The 15104-nt window shown below is 66.2% G+C and carries 13 protein-coding genes; 5 read left to right on the top strand and 8 right to left on the bottom strand.

What is annotated here, in order from left to right:
- Positions 1 to 63 precede the first annotated feature (63 nt).
- A complete protein-coding gene (locus RAM80_RS02985) occupies positions 64 to 1011 on the top strand; it encodes a LysR family transcriptional regulator (protein ID WP_416424747.1) in 948 nt (315 codons plus the stop codon).
- 39 nt (positions 1012 to 1050) lie between these two features.
- Here the strand turns inward: RAM80_RS02985 and RAM80_RS02980 are convergent, their stop codons facing one another.
- Positions 1051 to 1470, bottom strand: coding sequence for a hypothetical protein (locus RAM80_RS02980; RefSeq protein ID WP_416424746.1), 420 nt, complete (start codon positions 1468 to 1470; stop codon positions 1051 to 1053).
- A gap of 72 nt (positions 1471 to 1542) precedes the next feature.
- On the opposite strand from RAM80_RS02980, the gene RAM80_RS02975 reads away from it, so the two are divergent.
- Positions 1543 to 1923 (top strand): MerR family transcriptional regulator, encoded by a 381-nt coding sequence (locus RAM80_RS02975; protein ID WP_416424745.1) that lies wholly within the window; start codon positions 1543 to 1545, stop codon positions 1921 to 1923.
- A gap of 37 nt (positions 1924 to 1960) precedes the next feature.
- Entirely contained in the window at positions 1961 to 2542 is a 582-nt protein-coding gene (gene nudK / locus RAM80_RS02970) for a GDP-mannose pyrophosphatase NudK (protein ID WP_416424744.1), read from the top strand.
- Positions 2543 to 2545: 3 nt separating this feature from the next.
- Here nudK and RAM80_RS02965 read toward each other — a convergent pair whose 3' ends face one another.
- The 4 genes from RAM80_RS02965 to codB form a co-directional block, all read right to left on the bottom strand.
- Positions 2546 to 3940: an MFS transporter gene (locus RAM80_RS02965; protein ID WP_416424743.1), complete on the bottom strand. Its 1395-nt coding sequence runs from the start codon at positions 3938 to 3940 to the stop codon at positions 2546 to 2548.
- A gap of 231 nt (positions 3941 to 4171) precedes the next feature.
- Entirely contained in the window at positions 4172 to 5413 is a 1242-nt protein-coding gene (codA, locus tag RAM80_RS02960) for a cytosine deaminase (protein WP_416424742.1), read from the bottom strand.
- A complete protein-coding gene (locus RAM80_RS02955) occupies positions 5410 to 6633 on the bottom strand; it encodes a PucR family transcriptional regulator (protein ID WP_416424741.1) in 1224 nt (407 codons plus the stop codon). The genes codA and RAM80_RS02955 overlap by 4 nt, the downstream gene beginning before the upstream one ends.
- A complete protein-coding gene (gene codB, locus RAM80_RS02950) occupies positions 6630 to 7886 on the bottom strand; it encodes a cytosine permease (protein WP_416424740.1) in 1257 nt (418 codons plus the stop codon). The genes RAM80_RS02955 and codB overlap by 4 nt, the downstream gene beginning before the upstream one ends.
- A gap of 260 nt (positions 7887 to 8146) precedes the next feature.
- On the opposite strand from codB, the gene RAM80_RS02945 reads away from it, so the two are divergent.
- Complete coding sequence (locus tag RAM80_RS02945) at positions 8147 to 8359, top strand: hypothetical protein (RefSeq protein WP_416424739.1); 213 nt, start codon at positions 8147 to 8149, stop codon at positions 8357 to 8359.
- Between the two features lie 136 nt (positions 8360 to 8495).
- Here RAM80_RS02945 and RAM80_RS02940 read toward each other — a convergent pair whose 3' ends face one another.
- Both RAM80_RS02940 and RAM80_RS02935 read right to left on the bottom strand, forming a co-directional pair.
- The gene (locus tag RAM80_RS02940) at positions 8496 to 8825 is read right to left on the bottom strand and encodes a hypothetical protein (RefSeq protein ID WP_416424738.1); all 330 of its coding nucleotides are present in this window, start codon (positions 8823 to 8825) and stop codon (positions 8496 to 8498) included.
- 510 nt (positions 8826 to 9335) lie between these two features.
- Positions 9336 to 9779: a hypothetical protein gene (locus tag RAM80_RS02935; RefSeq protein ID WP_416424737.1), complete on the bottom strand. Its 444-nt coding sequence runs from the start codon at positions 9777 to 9779 to the stop codon at positions 9336 to 9338.
- Positions 9780 to 10038: 259 nt separating this feature from the next.
- On the opposite strand from RAM80_RS02935, the gene RAM80_RS02930 reads away from it, so the two are divergent.
- Positions 10039 to 12240, top strand: coding sequence for a TonB-dependent receptor (locus RAM80_RS02930; RefSeq protein WP_416424736.1), 2202 nt, complete (start codon positions 10039 to 10041; stop codon positions 12238 to 12240).
- A 147-nt stretch (positions 12241 to 12387) separates the two neighbouring features.
- On the opposite strand, the gene aceE is transcribed toward RAM80_RS02930, so the two are convergent.
- Positions 12388 to 15057: a pyruvate dehydrogenase (acetyl-transferring), homodimeric type gene (gene aceE, locus RAM80_RS02925; protein WP_416424735.1), complete on the bottom strand. Its 2670-nt coding sequence runs from the start codon at positions 15055 to 15057 to the stop codon at positions 12388 to 12390.
- Between the last annotated feature and the right edge of the window lie 47 nt (positions 15058 to 15104).

The following is a 15104-nucleotide window of genomic DNA, read 5'->3' as shown; positions in this document are numbered from 1 at the left end:
ACAACACATGATTGTTTGTTGTAATTAATTTTATAATCACCCGGTCACTCGGGGAAACGTCAGATGAACATCCTCCAATACATGCGCGCCTTCGTCTGCGTGGCGCAAACCGGCAGCTTCACCCTGGCCGCCGAGCAGATGAACACCACCACCGCCAACCTGTCGCGCGCGGTGTCGAACCTGGAAAGCCACCTGCGCACCCGGCTGCTGAACCGCACCACCCGGCGCATCGCCATGACCGAGGCAGGCAAGCGCTACTACCACCGCTGCGAGAGCATCCTGGCGTCGGTGGCCGAAGCCGAAGCCGAGGCCGAAGCTACCCAGGACTACGCCGCCGGCAGCCTCAAGGTGCACGCCATGGCGGGCATCGGCATGCACTACGTGATCGAGGCCATGGCCGACTACCGCGAGCGCTACCCCGAGGTAAGCTTCGACCTGCACCTGAGCAACCGCGTGCCCGACCTGATCGAGGATGGGTTCGATGTCTCCATCGTGCTGGCCGCACAGCTGCCCGACTCGGGCTACATCTCCCAGCGCCTGGGCACCATCTACAGCGTGCTGTGCGCCGCGCCACGCTACCTGGAACGCCGCGGCGGCGGGCCGCGCACCCCGGCCGAGCTGGAAGAGCACGACTGCCTGCTGATGAGCAGCGTTGCCTACCCGGACAACCGCTGGCAGTTTGAAGGCCCCGACGGCCCGGAAGTGGCCTCGCTGCGCGCCACGCCGTTCCAGGTCAACGCCATCGACGCCATGCGCGTGGCCATCCGCAGCGGCATGGGCATCGGCGTGCTGCCCAGCTACTCGGCCATCGACGGCCTGCGCAGCGGCGAGCTGGTGCGGGTGCTGCCCGGCTACCGCCTGCAGCGCCTGAACCTGTACGCCATCTACCCGTCGCGGCTGTTCCTGGACGCGAAGATTCGAACCTGGGTGGAGCATTTGCGGGCGTCGTTGCCGCAGGCGCTGGCGGATGAGGAAAGTGACTTGAATGCCACCCAGCCACTGTCTTCCTGACAAACACCGCGTCGTCTGCATCGCGACCAAGGTCGGCTCCTACATCGTCCGTGGTAGGAGCCGACCTTGGTCGCGATTAGGCGACAATTGCAAAGCCCCGAAGGTGAGCTCCATCAGCGTGAAGGCGAGGATGATCGGGCTGGCGCCGCTGAGCACCGCCACCACCTGCCACAACGCGAACAACCCCCGCGCCGCGGCGTCGTACAGCCCGTGTTCGGGCCGGGTGTGCCGCAGGCGCAGCAGCGCCCAGACAATCACCACGCTGCCCAGCAGGTTGGCCAGCAGCATGTGCGCAGGGTCGGTGAGCGGCTGCGGCGCACCCAGGCCCAAGGTTGTCGATAGACCGGCCAGCTGGCCGAACAGCCAGTGCATGCTCCAGGGCGTCATGAACGCCGCCGTGGCGAACAGGTCGTACCAGGCACTGGTGCGCACCAGGCGCAAATAGCGGGGGGTATCCATTGTGACAGGCTTCCTTAGTGATAGGATCGCCAGGCTAAACCCTGGTGCTTGGTCCAGGGTCAAGGGGGCAGGATGAAAATAGGGCAGGTGGCCGCGCTGGCCGGGGTGAGCTGTGACGCGCTGCGCTTCTACGAGGAGCGCGGGCTGATCCATTGCACCCGCAGCGCCAACGGGTACCGCCACTATCACCCGGACACGGTGCAGCTGGTGCAGTACATTCGCACCGCCCAGCAGCTGGGTTTCAGCCTGGCCGAGGTGGGTGAGAACCTGCCGGCGCTGTGGCAGGCCAGCGACGAGCCGGCCGAGCGGCTGGCGGCGGTGTTCGCGCAGAAGCTGGCGGCCATCGATGAACGCATTGCCCAGTTGCAGGGCCTGCGCCAGGCCCTGAGCGCGCGGGCCCAGGCGGTGTGCCCGCTGGCGCCGGTGCTTGACGCCGGCAAGGCCGGCGGGTAACCCTGCGCCCTTGGCGTTTTACCCTCAAGGATTTTCCATGGCCGACAGCCCCATTCGCATTACCGGCAAGGTACTGCTCTCTGACAACTGGTACCTGCTGAACAAATACACCTTCGACCTGCGCCGCCGCGACGGCAGCTGGCAGACCCAGACCCGCGAGGTGTACGACCGCGGCAACGGCGCCACCATCCTGCTGTACAACCTGGCCAAGCGCACCGTGGTGCTGATCCGCCAGTTCCGCCTGCCCACCTTCCTCAATGGCCACGACGGCTTCCTGATCGAGACTGCCGCCGGGCTGCTGGACAACGCCAGCCCCGAGGAACGCATTCGCCTGGAAGTGGAGGAGGAGACCGGCTACCGGGTCAAGGCCATCGAGAAGATCTTCGAGGCCTTCATGAGCCCCGGCGCGGTGACCGAGCGCATTCACTTCTTCATCGGCGAATACGAGGACGGCGACCGCGTGCACGCCGGCGGCGGCCTGGAAGCCGAGGGCGAGGACATCGAGGTGCTGGAGCTGGGCTTCGACGAAGCGCTGGCCATGGTCAGCAATGGCCAGATCGTCGACGGCAAGACCATCATGCTGCTGCAGTACCTCGAATTGCGCATCATGCCGCGTTAACTGTCAGCCCTGCAGCACCTGCGCGCCGGCCTGGCGCGGCAGCTTGATGGCGTCCACCAGGGCAATCAGGCCCAGCACCGCGATGCCCAGGAAGGCCACGCGGAAGTCGCTGGGCTGGGCCTGGGCGGCGTGGCCCTGGACGCTCATGGACAGGCGCAGCAACAGCGCCGCGGCAGCCACGCCGACGCCCATGCCCAGCTGGAAGAACATGCTGAACAGGGTGGAGGCCTCGCTCATGCGGTCCTTGGGCACGTCGGCAAAGCCGATGGAGTTGTAGCAGGTGAACTGCATCGAGCGCGACAGGCCACCAATGAACAGCACCAGCACCACCAATGGCCACGGCGTGCTGGCGCTGAACAGCGCGCAGGCAGCGATCGACGCCACGCCGATCAGGCCGTTGACCAGCAGCACCCGGCGGAAGCCGAAGCGGCGCATGGTGGCGGTGGTGAAGGGTTTCATCGCCAGGTTGCCGGCGAACACCGCCAGCACCAGGCTGCCGGCGTACACCGGGGAGAAGCCGAAGCCCACCTGGAACAGCAGCGGCAGCAGGAACGGCAGGGCGCTGATGGCCACGCGGAACAGCGAGCCGCCGAAGATGCTGACGCGGAAGGTGTCGATGGCCACCGGCCCCAGGGGCAGCAGCGGCGAGGGGTGACGGCGGCAATGGCGGATGGCCAGCACCGCCAGCACCGCACCGGCCACCAGCAGGCCGAGGCCGGTGCCCACGTGCTCGGCACCGCCCAGCCATTCCAGGCCCAGCATCAACGCCGCGCAGGCACCGGCCAGCAGCAGGAAGCCGACGCTGTCGAACGGCCGGGTGTTTTCAGCGTGGCCCTTGGGCACCAGCCACAGCGCGCAGCCCAGGGCGATCGCGCCCAGGGGCAGGTTGACGAAGAAAATCCATGGCCAGGAGGCGTGGGTGACGATCAGCCCGCCCAGCGGCGGGCCAAGAATCGGCGCCACCAGGCCGGGCCAGGTGATGACCGCGATCATCTTCACCAGGTCCTTCTTCTCGGTGGTGCGCAGCACCGCCAGGCGCCCCACCGGCACCATCATCGCGCCGCCGATGCCTTGCAGCACGCGGGCCGCGACGAAGCTTTCCAGGCTCTGGCTCAGGCCGCACCACAGCGAGGCCAGGGTGAACAGGCTGATGGCGCAGGAAAACACCCGGCGCGTGCCGAAACGGTCGGCCACCCAGCCTGACAGCGGAATGAAGATCGCCACTGCCAGCAGGTAGGCGCTGATGCCGATGTTGAGGTCCACGGGGGCCTTGCCGAATTGCTGGGCAATCTGCGGCAGGGCGGTGCTGATCACCGTGGCGTCGAGGTTCTCCATGAAGAAGGTGACGGCCACCAGCAGGGCGATCCAGGTGGCGGGCGTGGGGCGGTTGTCGGGCACTGTGGGGTTCCTTGTGTTGCCGAACGACGTACGAACAGGTGAGTCCGTGTTTCATTCTGCCTTCGGGGAAACCTTTTGTAACACCAATTTTCATCGCTACCAGATGAAACTGGGAATACACAACCGTCTTCGGTGGGAGCTGGCTTGCCAGCGAGCTTTTCGGGCTTCAACAGCTCGCTGGCAAGCCAGCTCCCACAACAAGCAAGGCCGCGTCAGCGGCGTCGTGGTCGGTCAGGCAACATTGAACTCGACGCGTTCGGGCACCCGTGTCATCAACACTTTGCCTGCGCGAATCGACACCCGCGCCTTGGCCTGGCGCCGCACTGCCTCGTAATCACTTTCCGCGTCCAGGATGACCAGGTTCGCCGGGCGCCCCACCTCGATGCCGTAGCGCTCGCCCAGGTGCATGGCGCGGGCGCTGTTGTCGGTCACCAGGTCCAGGCTGCGGGCCAGGTCCTCGAAGCCCATCATGTGGCAGATGTGCAGGCCGGCATCCAGCACGCGCAGGATGTTGCCGTTGCCCAGCGGGTACCAGGGGTCCTTGATCGAGTCCTGGCCGAAGCACACGTTGAGGCCGGCGCGGTCCAGTTCGGCCACGCGCGTGACGCCGCGGCGCTTGGGGAAGGTGTCGAAGCGGCCCTGCAGGTGGATGCTTTCGGTGGGGCAGGAGACGAAGTTGAGGCCCGACAGCTTGAGCAGGCGGAACAGCTTGGAGCAGTAGGCGTTGTCGTAGGAACCCATGGCTGTGGTGTGGCTGGCGGTGACACGGCTGCCCATGCCGCGCACCCGGGCTTCTTCGGCCAGCACTTCGAGGAAGCGCGAGTGCGGGTCGTCGGTCTCGTCGCAGTGCACGTCCACCAGGCAGCCGGTGCGCTCGGCCAGGTCCATGAGGAACTTGATCGAGCTGACGCCCTGGTCGCGGGTGTTCTCGAAGTGCGGGATGCCGCCGACCACGTCGGCGCCCATCTCGATGGCCTGCTCCATCAGCGCGCGGCCGTTGGCGAACGACTCGATGCCTTCCTGGGGGAAGGCGACGATCTGCAGGTCGATCAGGTGGCGGGCTTCTTCGCGCACTTCGAGCATGGCTTTGAGTGCGCCCAAGGTAGGGTCGGTGACGTCGATGTGGGTGCGCACGTGCTGGATGCCGTGCTCGGCGAGCATGCGGATGGTGGTGTGGGCGCGCTGCTTGGTGTCTTCGTGGGTGATGGTGGCCTTGCGTTGGCCCCAGCGCTCGATGCCTTCGAACAGGGTGCCGCTCATGTTCCATTCCGGCTCGCCGGCGGTGAGGGTGGCGTCGAGGTGAATGTGCGGCTCCACCAGCGGCGCGATCAGCAGCTGGCCGCGGGCGTCGATGTCGTCGCCGCTGGCGGCGCGCAGGGCGGGTTGTGCGCTGATGGCGCTGATGCGCGCGCCGTCGCAGGTCACGGTAAACAGGCCCTGGCGTTTGCGCAGGGTGGCATTGATGATGTTCATGGGCGGTCCTGTAGCTGGGCCTCGGCCATGCGCCATACCAGCAGCGCGACCGAAGCGTTCATGCGGAAAAGGGGATCGTCGAGCGACTGCTCGCTGAGCTGTTCGATGCGTTGCAGCCGTTGGTTCAGGGTGTTGCGGTGGATGCCCAGGCGTAAGGCGGCCTTGAGGGCGTTGCCGTTTTCCTGCAACAGCGCGTCCAGGGTGTGCAGCAGGGTCTGCGGTTGCTTGCGCCCGGGCTCTTGCAGCGGGCCCAGGGTCTGGCGCACGAAGGTGTCGATGATGCGCCGGTCGGGGATGGCCTGCAGCAGGCGCAGCACCCCCAGTTCGTTGAAGTCGCAGAAGCCGTGGGCGGGGCGCAGCTGCTCGGCCACTTCCAGCGCCTGGCGCGCTTCGCCCAGGGCCTGGCGGTACTGGCCGGGGTCGTGGACCACGGTGGACAGGCCCATGAACAGTGTCATGGGCGCGCTCATGCCCAGCAGGTCGCGGTACAGGGGCGCCAGCTGGCTGCGCGGGTCGAGGTCGCCGGCCAACAGCAGCACCAGCAAGTCACCCTGGCTGACCACCGGCAACGGCAGCGGGTGCGCGTTGTTCCAGGCCTCCAGCTGGTCTTCCAGCGCCTGGCGGCAGTGCTGCAACTGGCGCTCGGCCTCGGGCGGCGGGCTGTGGGCGAACACCGCGGCCTGGTTCGACAGGCGCATCACCAGCACCCGCCGTGGGCCGTCCAGGGGCACCTGCAGGTGGGCGGCGCGCTGGCGCACGATGGCAAGGCCCGGGTAGTCGCCGCTCAGCAGCTGGCCGAGGATGTCGTGGCGCGAGCGGCGCACCTGGGCCATCTGCACCAGCGAGGTGCCGATCAAGTGCGTGACGATGACCATCTTCAGCGCGTACGGCTGTTCGATCAGTGGCACCCCCAGCGCCTCGGCCAGTGCCACCACCGACGCCGGAATGCGGCGGATGAACGCCTCGCCGGTGAGAATCACCAGCCCGGCGATGGCGCAGCGCTCGCCCTCGCGCACCAGGCGCAGCAGGTTGGCCTCATCGCGGGGCAGGTTGATGCCGGTGACGAATACCAGCTCGCCGCCCATCACCCAGTCGGCGATGCCTTCGTTCTCGGCCACGTACGACCAGCGCACGCTGCGGTGGCACTGGCGGGCGCCGGCGCGCAGGGCCATGGCCTCCAGGCCCGGCAGCGCCAGAATCTGTTCAACGGTAAGGCTCACGTTTCCTCCTGCAGGTAGGGGCGGCGCTGGCCGCCCAGTTGCAACAGCAGCCAGTAGCAGCCGGCCGAAGCGGCAATGCCCACCAACGGCGCGATCCAGGGTGATGCGTATGCAGCTACCGCCCCCACGGCGTAGGCGCCCAGCCCAGCCAGGTTATAGCGCGGCAGGCGGGCGTCCGCCAGCCGCGGGTAGCGGCCACGGTGGCGGCACCAGAAGTCGGCCATGATCACCCCGCCAATGGGCGGGATAATCGAGCCCAGCAGAATCAGGAAGGGGATCAGCAGCTCATACATGCCCCCGATTGCCAGCACCACGCCGACGGCGGCGGCCACCAGGGTCATGGTGCGCCGGCGTTCGCTGCGCAGCAGGTGGCAGCTGGCGGCGGCGACGTTGTAGATGGTCGGGCCCTGGATGGTCCACAGGTTCAGGCACAGCATCACCACGGCGGCGAACGACAGGCCTTGCAGCATCATCACCTCGACGATGTCGGCCTGCTGGTAGACGATGGCGCACCAGGCTCCGGCAACGATCATCAGGCCGTTGCCCACCAGGAAGCTGAGCACGCTGGCGACCACCGCAATGCGCCCGCTGCGCGCCAGGCGCGTCCAGTTGGTGGCCTGGGTGGCGCCGCTGGCGAAGGTGCCGAAGACCATGGTGATGGCAGCCGACACGCTCATGGCTTGCTGCGGCAGCACCGCGCTCAGGCCCTGCCAGCCGCCGATGGTGCGCGTGGCAATGACCATCGACACCACCAGCAGAATGAACATCAGCGGCACCGACAGCCGCGACAGCACGTCCAGGCCCTTGTAGCCCACCAGCGCCGTGAGGCAGAAGCCGAAGCCGAACAGCACCATCAGCGGCGTGGTCAGCCCCTGGCTCAGGCCCAGCAGTTTCACCAGCACGATGGCCACCGTGGCGGTGCCCCAGGCGTACCAGCCCAGCTCGGCGAAGCCCAGCAGCACATCGGAAAGACGGCTGCCGGCCTCGCCAAAGCAGAAGCGCCCCATCAGCACGGTGTTCAGCCCGCTGCGCGCGGCGATCAACGCCAGGGCCGCGGCGTAGATCGCCAGCAGGCTGTTGCCGATGAAGGCGATCCACAGCATGTCGCTGACGCCGAAGGCCATCCCCAGCTTGCCGCCGGCGAACATGGTGCCGGTGAAGAAGGTGAAGCTGAACAGCACCATGGCGAGGGACAGCAGGCCCTTGCGCCCCTGGGGCGGGGCTTCGCTCAAGGGGAAATCGGTTGCGCTCATTGTTGTGCTCCGCAGGCAGGCAGTGAAGAGATGGGCCTGGGCGGAGCAAGTTGCGGGCCACTGCGCAAAGCAGGGCAGAGGTGCTGGTGGTAAGTGTTCACTGTGCACAGTCTTGTTGGTTTTATTGTACGGGTGGTGTGCATCGTGCCTCAAAAGGTGGCGTGGCTGCACCTGTTTCGACCTTCGGCTGCTGGACGAACGCCGGGCGCGTGGTTAACGTGTGGAAAATCCTGAACACAAGAACAAAGGGAATCACACGGATGAGAGAACAGGACAAGCCAGAATCGCCCCGGGGGGCGCGGCCCTTTCTAGGCGCGGGGATCTTCTTGCTGACGTTGCAGGTGCTGTGCAGTGTGTGCGAACGCCATCACTGGGGCCTGGCGGTGGTGGGTGCGCTGCTGGCCACCGGGGTGTGGGGGTATGGCGAGTGGCAGGCGCTGCGCCGCGAGCGGCAGCAGGGGTGGCAGGCGTAAAGCCGTGACGCCGCCTGGCGAATAATCACCGTAGCCGCTGCCGCAGGCTGCGCTGGCCTCGAACCACGCTGGAGATCTCCAGTGTACTCAAGGCCCAGCGCAGCCTGGCGGCAGCGGCTACAGGGCGGTGTCCTGCTTAACAGTAGCGGTCGATCACCTGGACCTGCGCCGCTTGCCGCGCCTCGGGCCATTGGGCCTCAAGGGTGTGCAGCACGCGCCCCAGGAACTCGCGGTCGGCCGCTGCCTTGCGGCCGGTGTAGCCCTGGCCGCGGCGGTAGGTGCGCAGGCGGGCGCGCATGCTTGGCTTGCTCTGTTCGAATTCGGCTTCACCGGCATGGCGCGCCATTGCGTCGATATGAACTTCGCCCGATGCGCAGACCCACAGGATGTGGCTGTCCAGCGTGTCTTTGCGCGATGCGAACAATTGAGCCAGTTCTTCAATGGTCGGTTGATTGTTCAAGTTCATGATGTAAGTCCCCTCGACTGTTATTTCTATTGTCTGTGTTGAGTTCAAACATGGCCCCCAATCGGCCACTCCACGGTGCTGCAAGGCAAACAAGCCGGTTGCAGATGGCGCGGGGTTGATGTGTGTAGCGTTGATGGAAAGTGGCTACAGCAGGGAGGAAGGCGCGACGAATCAGGAAGATCACGGACGACAGTACTGCAGTCAGCCACAAGCATCTTGAGATCGTCTCGCCGGCCTGGTGCCCCATACGGGCGACCTGCCGGTCAGCTTTTCATCAATCTGCCTTGTGGGCAGTACACATCACGCAACCGGACGACGGCTTGTCGCCAGGCTTTGACACCCTTTGCCTTGGCTCCCGATCGGGGAGACGGCTTCACTATGCAAGGCGCCGTGCAGGGCGTCAACACCTTTTGTAGTGATTTTTTACTGGCACTACATGGTTGTTGGCGGGGGCCTTTGTTTATAAGGGGTTGAGCCGAAAAGGCGACTTGGTGGCTTGGAAATGACTGATCAGTCAGCAGGTTGTGGGGCAGGGGCCACTGTAGCCGGGGCCGACAGAAGCGGGAGCGGAGGCATGGGGTGGACCGATTTTCCCAGTTGGAAAGCGGCCAGCATGTTGGAGGTCAGTGAGGCGTTGAACGAGGCGACCCCCAGCACGATCGCAATGGCTGCGGTGACGGCGGTCACCAGGATGGTGGTGCGCAGCGAGCTGAAGCCGGTGCGCATTTCCACGGCCATGTCGCGCACCTCGCCGGTCAGGGCTTCCAGTTGCTTGTCGCGAATTGCCTGGCCTTCGTAATAGCGCTGGTCGCGCTCGGCCTGCAGCAGCAGGAAATTGTCGAACCGGGCATGGGTGGCGTCGGCCTTGGCAATGGAGGCATTGACGCGGGCGTCCATGCGCGCCTCGATGGCCTCGATTTTCGCGTCGAATACGTCTCGTGATACCGCGCTCATCGTAAGGGTTCCCCGGAATAACTCCTTGTGAGCGGTCCATTATCCGCCGCCCGCTTCAGGAGTCCAGCGCTGCGCCGGGCTACTTTGTAACCCCCGGTGAGCCAACTGTGTAACGCATCTGTGACCAAATATCACCCGCAAACGAGATGCATATCTAATTGATAAGTAATATCATTAATGTATGAGGCACATTGCCTCTATTCAGCGCACCCGAGGCTCTGCCCCGCGCTCGTCACCATTCCCCTCCGCAGGACTGATCATGCTCCCACCTGTTTGCCAAGGCGTCCCGTTCCGGCCCACGATGCTCGCACTGCTGTGCTCGTTGGCCATGACGGCGCAGGCGGCTACCGTCACCAACTCGCAGGATGCGACCGCCAAGCAGGGTGATGGCACCCTGCAGTTGAGCGACGTCAACATCGCTGCGCAGTCGCTGACTGCCGCGCCTTCGCTGCCCCCGGTGTACGCCGGCGGCCAGGTGGCACGGGGCGCGCAGATGGGCGTGCTGGGCAACCAGGACATCATGGACACGCCGTTCACCAGCACCGCCTACACCTCGGAGCTGATCGAGAACCAGCAGGCCGAGAACATCGGCGACGTGCTGCTCAACGACTCCTCCGTGCGCCAGGCCTCGGGCTATGGCAACCAGTCCCAGGTGTTCATGATCCGCGGCCTGCCGCTGGCCACCGATGACATCTCCTTCAACGGCCTGTACGGCATGCTGCCGCGGCAGATCATTTCCACCGACGGCATCGAGCGCGTGGAAGTGTTCCGTGGCCCCAGCGCCTTCACCAACGGCATCACCCCCACCGGCACCGGCCTGGGTGGTTCGGTGAACCTGCAGCCCAAGCGTGCCGACGACACCCCGCTGCGCCGCCTGACCACCGACATCAGCGACAACGGCCGCGTGGGCGAGCACCTGGACCTGGGCCAGCGCTTTGGCGAGGACAACCAGTTCGGCGCCCGCGTGAACCTGGCCCAGCGCAGCGGCAACACCGGCGTCGATCACGAAAGCCAGAGCGAGCAGGTGTTCACCGCAGGCCTGGACTACCGCGGCGACAAACTGCGCCTGTCCGCCGACTTCGGCTACCAGAAGGAAGCCATCGACGGCGGCCGCAACTCAGTGTTCCTGGGCAGTGCCACCAAGGCCCCCAAGGCGCCATCGTCCACCAGCAACGCCAACGCCAAGTGGGCCAATACCACGCTGGAAGACACCTACGGCATGCTGCGCGGCGAGTACGACCTCAACGACAACTGGACCGCCTACGCCGCCGGTGGCTACAAACACACCCGCGAGAACGGCCGCTATTCCTCGGTGACCCTGACCGACAACGTCGGCGACGCCAACGTCACCGGTTCCACCATTCCCCACGACGAAGACAACACCAGCTTCTCGGCGGGCCTGAACGGCACGTTCCAGACCGGCGCAGTCAGCCACCGCCTGAACCTCGGCATGGCCGATATCTGGGCCCAGCAACGCAGCGCCTACGATTTCGACCTGAGCGGCGAAGCCTCGAACATCTACCACCCGGTGGCCACCGCCAAGCCTTCCTACGACTACCCCGGCGGCGACCTCAGCGACCCGGGCATCACCGGCAAGACCTTCAACCGCAGCCTGGCCGCCTCCGACACCGTCGGCTTGCTCGACGACCGCGTGCTGGTCACCGCCGGGCTGCGTCGCCAGCAGCTGGTGGTCGAGGGCTACGACTACAACAGCGGCGCGCGCGACGCCAACTACGACAAGGAAATTACCACCCCGGTGTTCGGCCTGGTGATCAAGCCGTGGGAGCACGTGTCGTTCTATGCCAACCGCATTGAGGGCCTGGCTGCGGGCGACACCGCGCCAGATACCGCCAGCAACCGTGGCCAGACCTTCGCGCCCGGCCGCACCAAGCAGGTGGAGGCGGGCGTCAAGGTGGACATGGGCACCTACGGCGCCACCCTGGGCGTGTACCGCATCGAGGAGCCTACCGCCGGCTACACCAACAGCGCCTTGCTGTACGTGCAGGACGGCACCCAGATCAACAAGGGCGTGGAGTTCAATGCCTTCGGCGAGCCGGTGCAGGGCTTGCGCATCCTGGGCGGCGTGACGGTGATGAAGACCCGTGTCGAGGACACTCAGAACGGCACCAACGACGGCAACCGCGCCATCGGCGTGCCGACCTTCCAGCTCAACGCCGGCATCGACTGGGACGTGCCGGGCCTGGAAGGCGTGTCGCTGAACGGGCGCATGCTGCGCACCGGCGGCCAGTACGCCGACGCGGCGAACACCATCAGCCTGCCGACCTGGAACCGCTTCGACGCCGGCGCGCGGTACGGCTTCAAGGTGGACGAGCGTGACGTGACCCTGCGGGCCACGATGGAAAACGTGTTCAACAAGGACTACTGGGCCTCGGCCCAGGGCGGCTACCTGACCCAGGGCGAGCCGCGGGTGGTGAAGTTGTCGGCGACCGTCGATTTCTGATCCAGCAAGCCCTTAGCGGCACAGGAATACCCGTAGCCGCTGCCGTCAGGCTGCGCTGGCCCTTGGGTACACTGAAGATCTTCAGTGTGGAGGTGGGCCAGCGCAGCCTTCGGCAGCGGCTACAGGGTGTTGTAGCAACTGCCGCATTCAAACGCTGGCCGGGTCGGTCTTCTCGGGATCGATCTGCAAGGCCGCCAGCGCCTGCGCCACCACTGCGCGCGCCACCATTCCCTCATCCGCCAACGCCTTCAACGCCGCCAGCACCACGAACTGGCGGTCCACCTCGAAGTGCCGGCGCAACGCCTCGCGAGTGTCCGACTGGCCGAAGCCATCGGTGCCGAGCGCCACGAACCGACGCCCGTCGACGAAGGGGCGGATCTGGTCGGCGAAGATCTTCATGTAGTCAGTGGCCACCACCACCGGCCCTTGCCGGCCCGCCAGGCAGGCCTGCACGTGGCAGCTGCGCGGCGCGGCTTCAGGGTGCAGCAGGTTCCAGCGTTCCACCGCCTGGCCCTCGCGGCGCAGCTCGGTGAGGCTGGTGGCGCTCCACACGTCGCTGGCCACGCCGTAGTCGCGGGCCAATATCTCGCCGGCCGCCAGCACCTCGCGCAGGATGGCGCCGCAACCCATCAGTTGCACATGGGGCGTGCCGGTGGCGGGCGGGGTGCTGGACAGGTTGTACAGGCCCTTGAGAATGCCGTCCTCCGCGCCCTCGGGCAGGTCGGGGTGGGCGTAGTTTTCGTTGAGCAGGGTGATGTAGTAGTACACGTCCTCGTGGTCGACGAACATGCGGCGCATGCCGGCGTGGATGATCACCGCCAGCTCGTAGGCATAGGTAGGGTCGTAGGCCACGCAGCAAGGAATGGTGGCGGCCAGCACGTGGCTGTGGCCGTCGTCGTGCTGCAGGCCTTCGCCCATCAGCGTGGTGCGCCCCGAGGTGGCGCCCAGCAGGAAGCCGCGGGCGCGGGCGTCACCGGCGGCCCAGGCCAGGTCGCCGATGCGCTGGAAGCCGAACATCGAGTAGTAGATGTAGAAGGGCAGGGTGGCCACGCCGTGGTTGGCGTAGGCGGTGCTGGCGGCGATCCATGACGACATGGCGCCGGACTCGTTGAGGCCCTCCTGCATGATCTGGCCGTCCTTGCTCTCCTTGTAATAACTCAGCTGCCCGGCGTCCTGGGGCGTGTACAACTGGCCCACGTGGGAGTGAATGCCGATCTGGCGGAACAGGCTCTCCATGCCGAAGGTGCGTGACTCGTCGGGCACGATGGGCACCACGCGCGGGCCCACCTGCGGGTCCTTGAGCAGGGTGCCGAGCAGGCGCACGAAGGCCATGGTGGTGGAGATTTCCCGTTCGCCGGTGCCCTTGAGCTGCGCGCCGAAACTGGCCAGCGGCGGTATCGGCAGCGGTTCGACCTGGGCGTGGCGGGCGGGCACGTGGCCGCCCAGCTCGCTGCGGCGCGCCTGCAGGTAACGGGCTTCCTGGCTGTCGGGCTCGGGCTTGAGGTAGGGCAGCGCCGCCACCTGTTCATCCGACAGGCTGAGCTGGAAGCGGTCGCGGAACGCCTTCAGCGCTTCCAGGCCCATTTTCTTCTGCTGGTGGTTGATGTTCTGCCCTTCGCCGGCCTCGCCCATGCCGAAGCCCTTGACGGTCTTGGCCAGGACCACCGTGGGCGCGCCCGTGTGGCGCATGGCCGCGGCGTAGGCGTTGTAGACCTTCTGCGGGTCGTGGCCACCGCGCGACAGCTTCCAGATCTCGTCGTCGGACATGTCCGCCACCAGCGCCAGCAGCTCGGGGTACTTGCCGAAGAAATGCTCGCGCACGTAGGCGCCGTTCTGCGATTTGTAGTTCTGGTAGTCGCCGTCCACGCACTCCATCATGCGCTGGCGCAGCAGGCCGCTGCGGTCCTTGTCCAGCAGGCGGTCCCAGCCGCTGCCCCAGATCACCTTGATCACGTTCCAGCCAGCGGCGCGGTACAGGCTTTCGAACTCCTGAATCACCTTGGCGTTGCCGCGCACCGGGCCGTCCAGGCGTTGCAGGTTGCAGTTGACGACGAAGATCAGGTTGTCGAGCTTCTCGCGGCCGGCCAGGGAAATGGCCGCCAGCGACTCGGGCTGGTCCATCTCGCCGTCGCCCAGGAAGGCCCACACCTTGCGGCCCTGGTGCTGGCTGAGCGCGCGGTTTTCCAGGTAACGCATGAAGCGCGCCTGGTAGGCGGCGGTGATCGGCCCCAGGCCCATGGACACCGTGGGGAATTGCCAGAAGTCGGGCATCAGCCGTGGGTGGGGGTAGGAGCTGATGCCATCGCGGTCGCTTTCGCGGCGGAAGTTGTCCAGCTGCGCCTCGCTGAGGCGGCCCTCCAGGAAGGCGCGGCCGTAGATACCGGGCGAGGAGTGGCCCTGGATGTACACCAGGTCGCCGGCGAACGTGGCGGTGCGGCCGCGGAAAAAATGGTCGAAGCCCACGTCGTACAGCACCGCGGCCGAGGCGTAGCTGGCAATGTGGCCGCCCACCCCCGAGTGCTTGCCGGCGCGCAGCACCATGGTCAGCGCGTTCCAGCGGATCAGCGCGTTAAGGCGCTTTTCGATGCCCAGGTCGCCGGGGTAGGGCCGCTCGCGGTCGGGGGCGATGGTGTTGACGTAGGGAGTGGCCACCCGGCCATGAAAGTCGCCGTGGCGCGCCACGTCGAAATCCAGCAGTTGGTCGATCAGGTAATGGGCACGTGGGCGGCCCTCCACGTCCAGCACCGACTCCATCGACTCCAGCCACTCACGGGTCTGCTGGGGGTCCTTGTCCAGAAACCTCGATTGCTCGCTCATCACGCCTCCTGGTATTTTGATTGCAAATGCAATTACATTCAATCTAG

The sequence above is a fragment of the Pseudomonas sp. App30 genome (genome assembly GCF_047947025.1).
In the GTDB taxonomy this organism is placed as follows: Bacteria; Pseudomonadota; Gammaproteobacteria; order Pseudomonadales; family Pseudomonadaceae; genus Aquipseudomonas.
Note: the sequence above shows the minus strand (reverse complement) of the source record. Positions and strands in the feature narration are given on the sequence as shown.

Bases quoted from the DNA above. Each gene is read 5' to 3' on its own strand.
- RAM80_RS02980 (WP_416424746.1), bottom strand. From the start codon at position 1,470: ATGGATACCCCCCGCTATTTGCGCCTGGTGCGCACCAGTGCCTGGTAC.
- RAM80_RS02945 (WP_416424739.1), top strand. From the start codon at position 8,147: ATGAGAGAACAGGACAAGCCAGAATCGCCCCGGGGGGCGCGGCCCTTT.
- codA (WP_416424742.1), bottom strand. From the start codon at position 5,413: ATGAACATCATCAATGCCACCCTGCGCAAACGCCAGGGCCTGTTTACC.
- nudK (WP_416424744.1), top strand. From the start codon at position 1,961: ATGGCCGACAGCCCCATTCGCATTACCGGCAAGGTACTGCTCTCTGAC.
- RAM80_RS02930 (WP_416424736.1), top strand. From the start codon at position 10,039: ATGCTCCCACCTGTTTGCCAAGGCGTCCCGTTCCGGCCCACGATGCTC.
- RAM80_RS02975 (WP_416424745.1), top strand. From the start codon at position 1,543: ATGAAAATAGGGCAGGTGGCCGCGCTGGCCGGGGTGAGCTGTGACGCG.
- RAM80_RS02935 (WP_416424737.1), bottom strand. From the start codon at position 9,779: ATGAGCGCGGTATCACGAGACGTATTCGACGCGAAAATCGAGGCCATC.
- codB (WP_416424740.1), bottom strand. From the start codon at position 7,886: ATGAGCGCAACCGATTTCCCCTTGAGCGAAGCCCCGCCCCAGGGGCGC.
- RAM80_RS02985 (WP_416424747.1), top strand. From the start codon at position 64: ATGAACATCCTCCAATACATGCGCGCCTTCGTCTGCGTGGCGCAAACC.
- RAM80_RS02940 (WP_416424738.1), bottom strand. From the start codon at position 8,825: ATGAACTTGAACAATCAACCGACCATTGAAGAACTGGCTCAATTGTTC.
- aceE (WP_416424735.1), bottom strand. From the start codon at position 15,057: ATGAGCGAGCAATCGAGGTTTCTGGACAAGGACCCCCAGCAGACCCGT.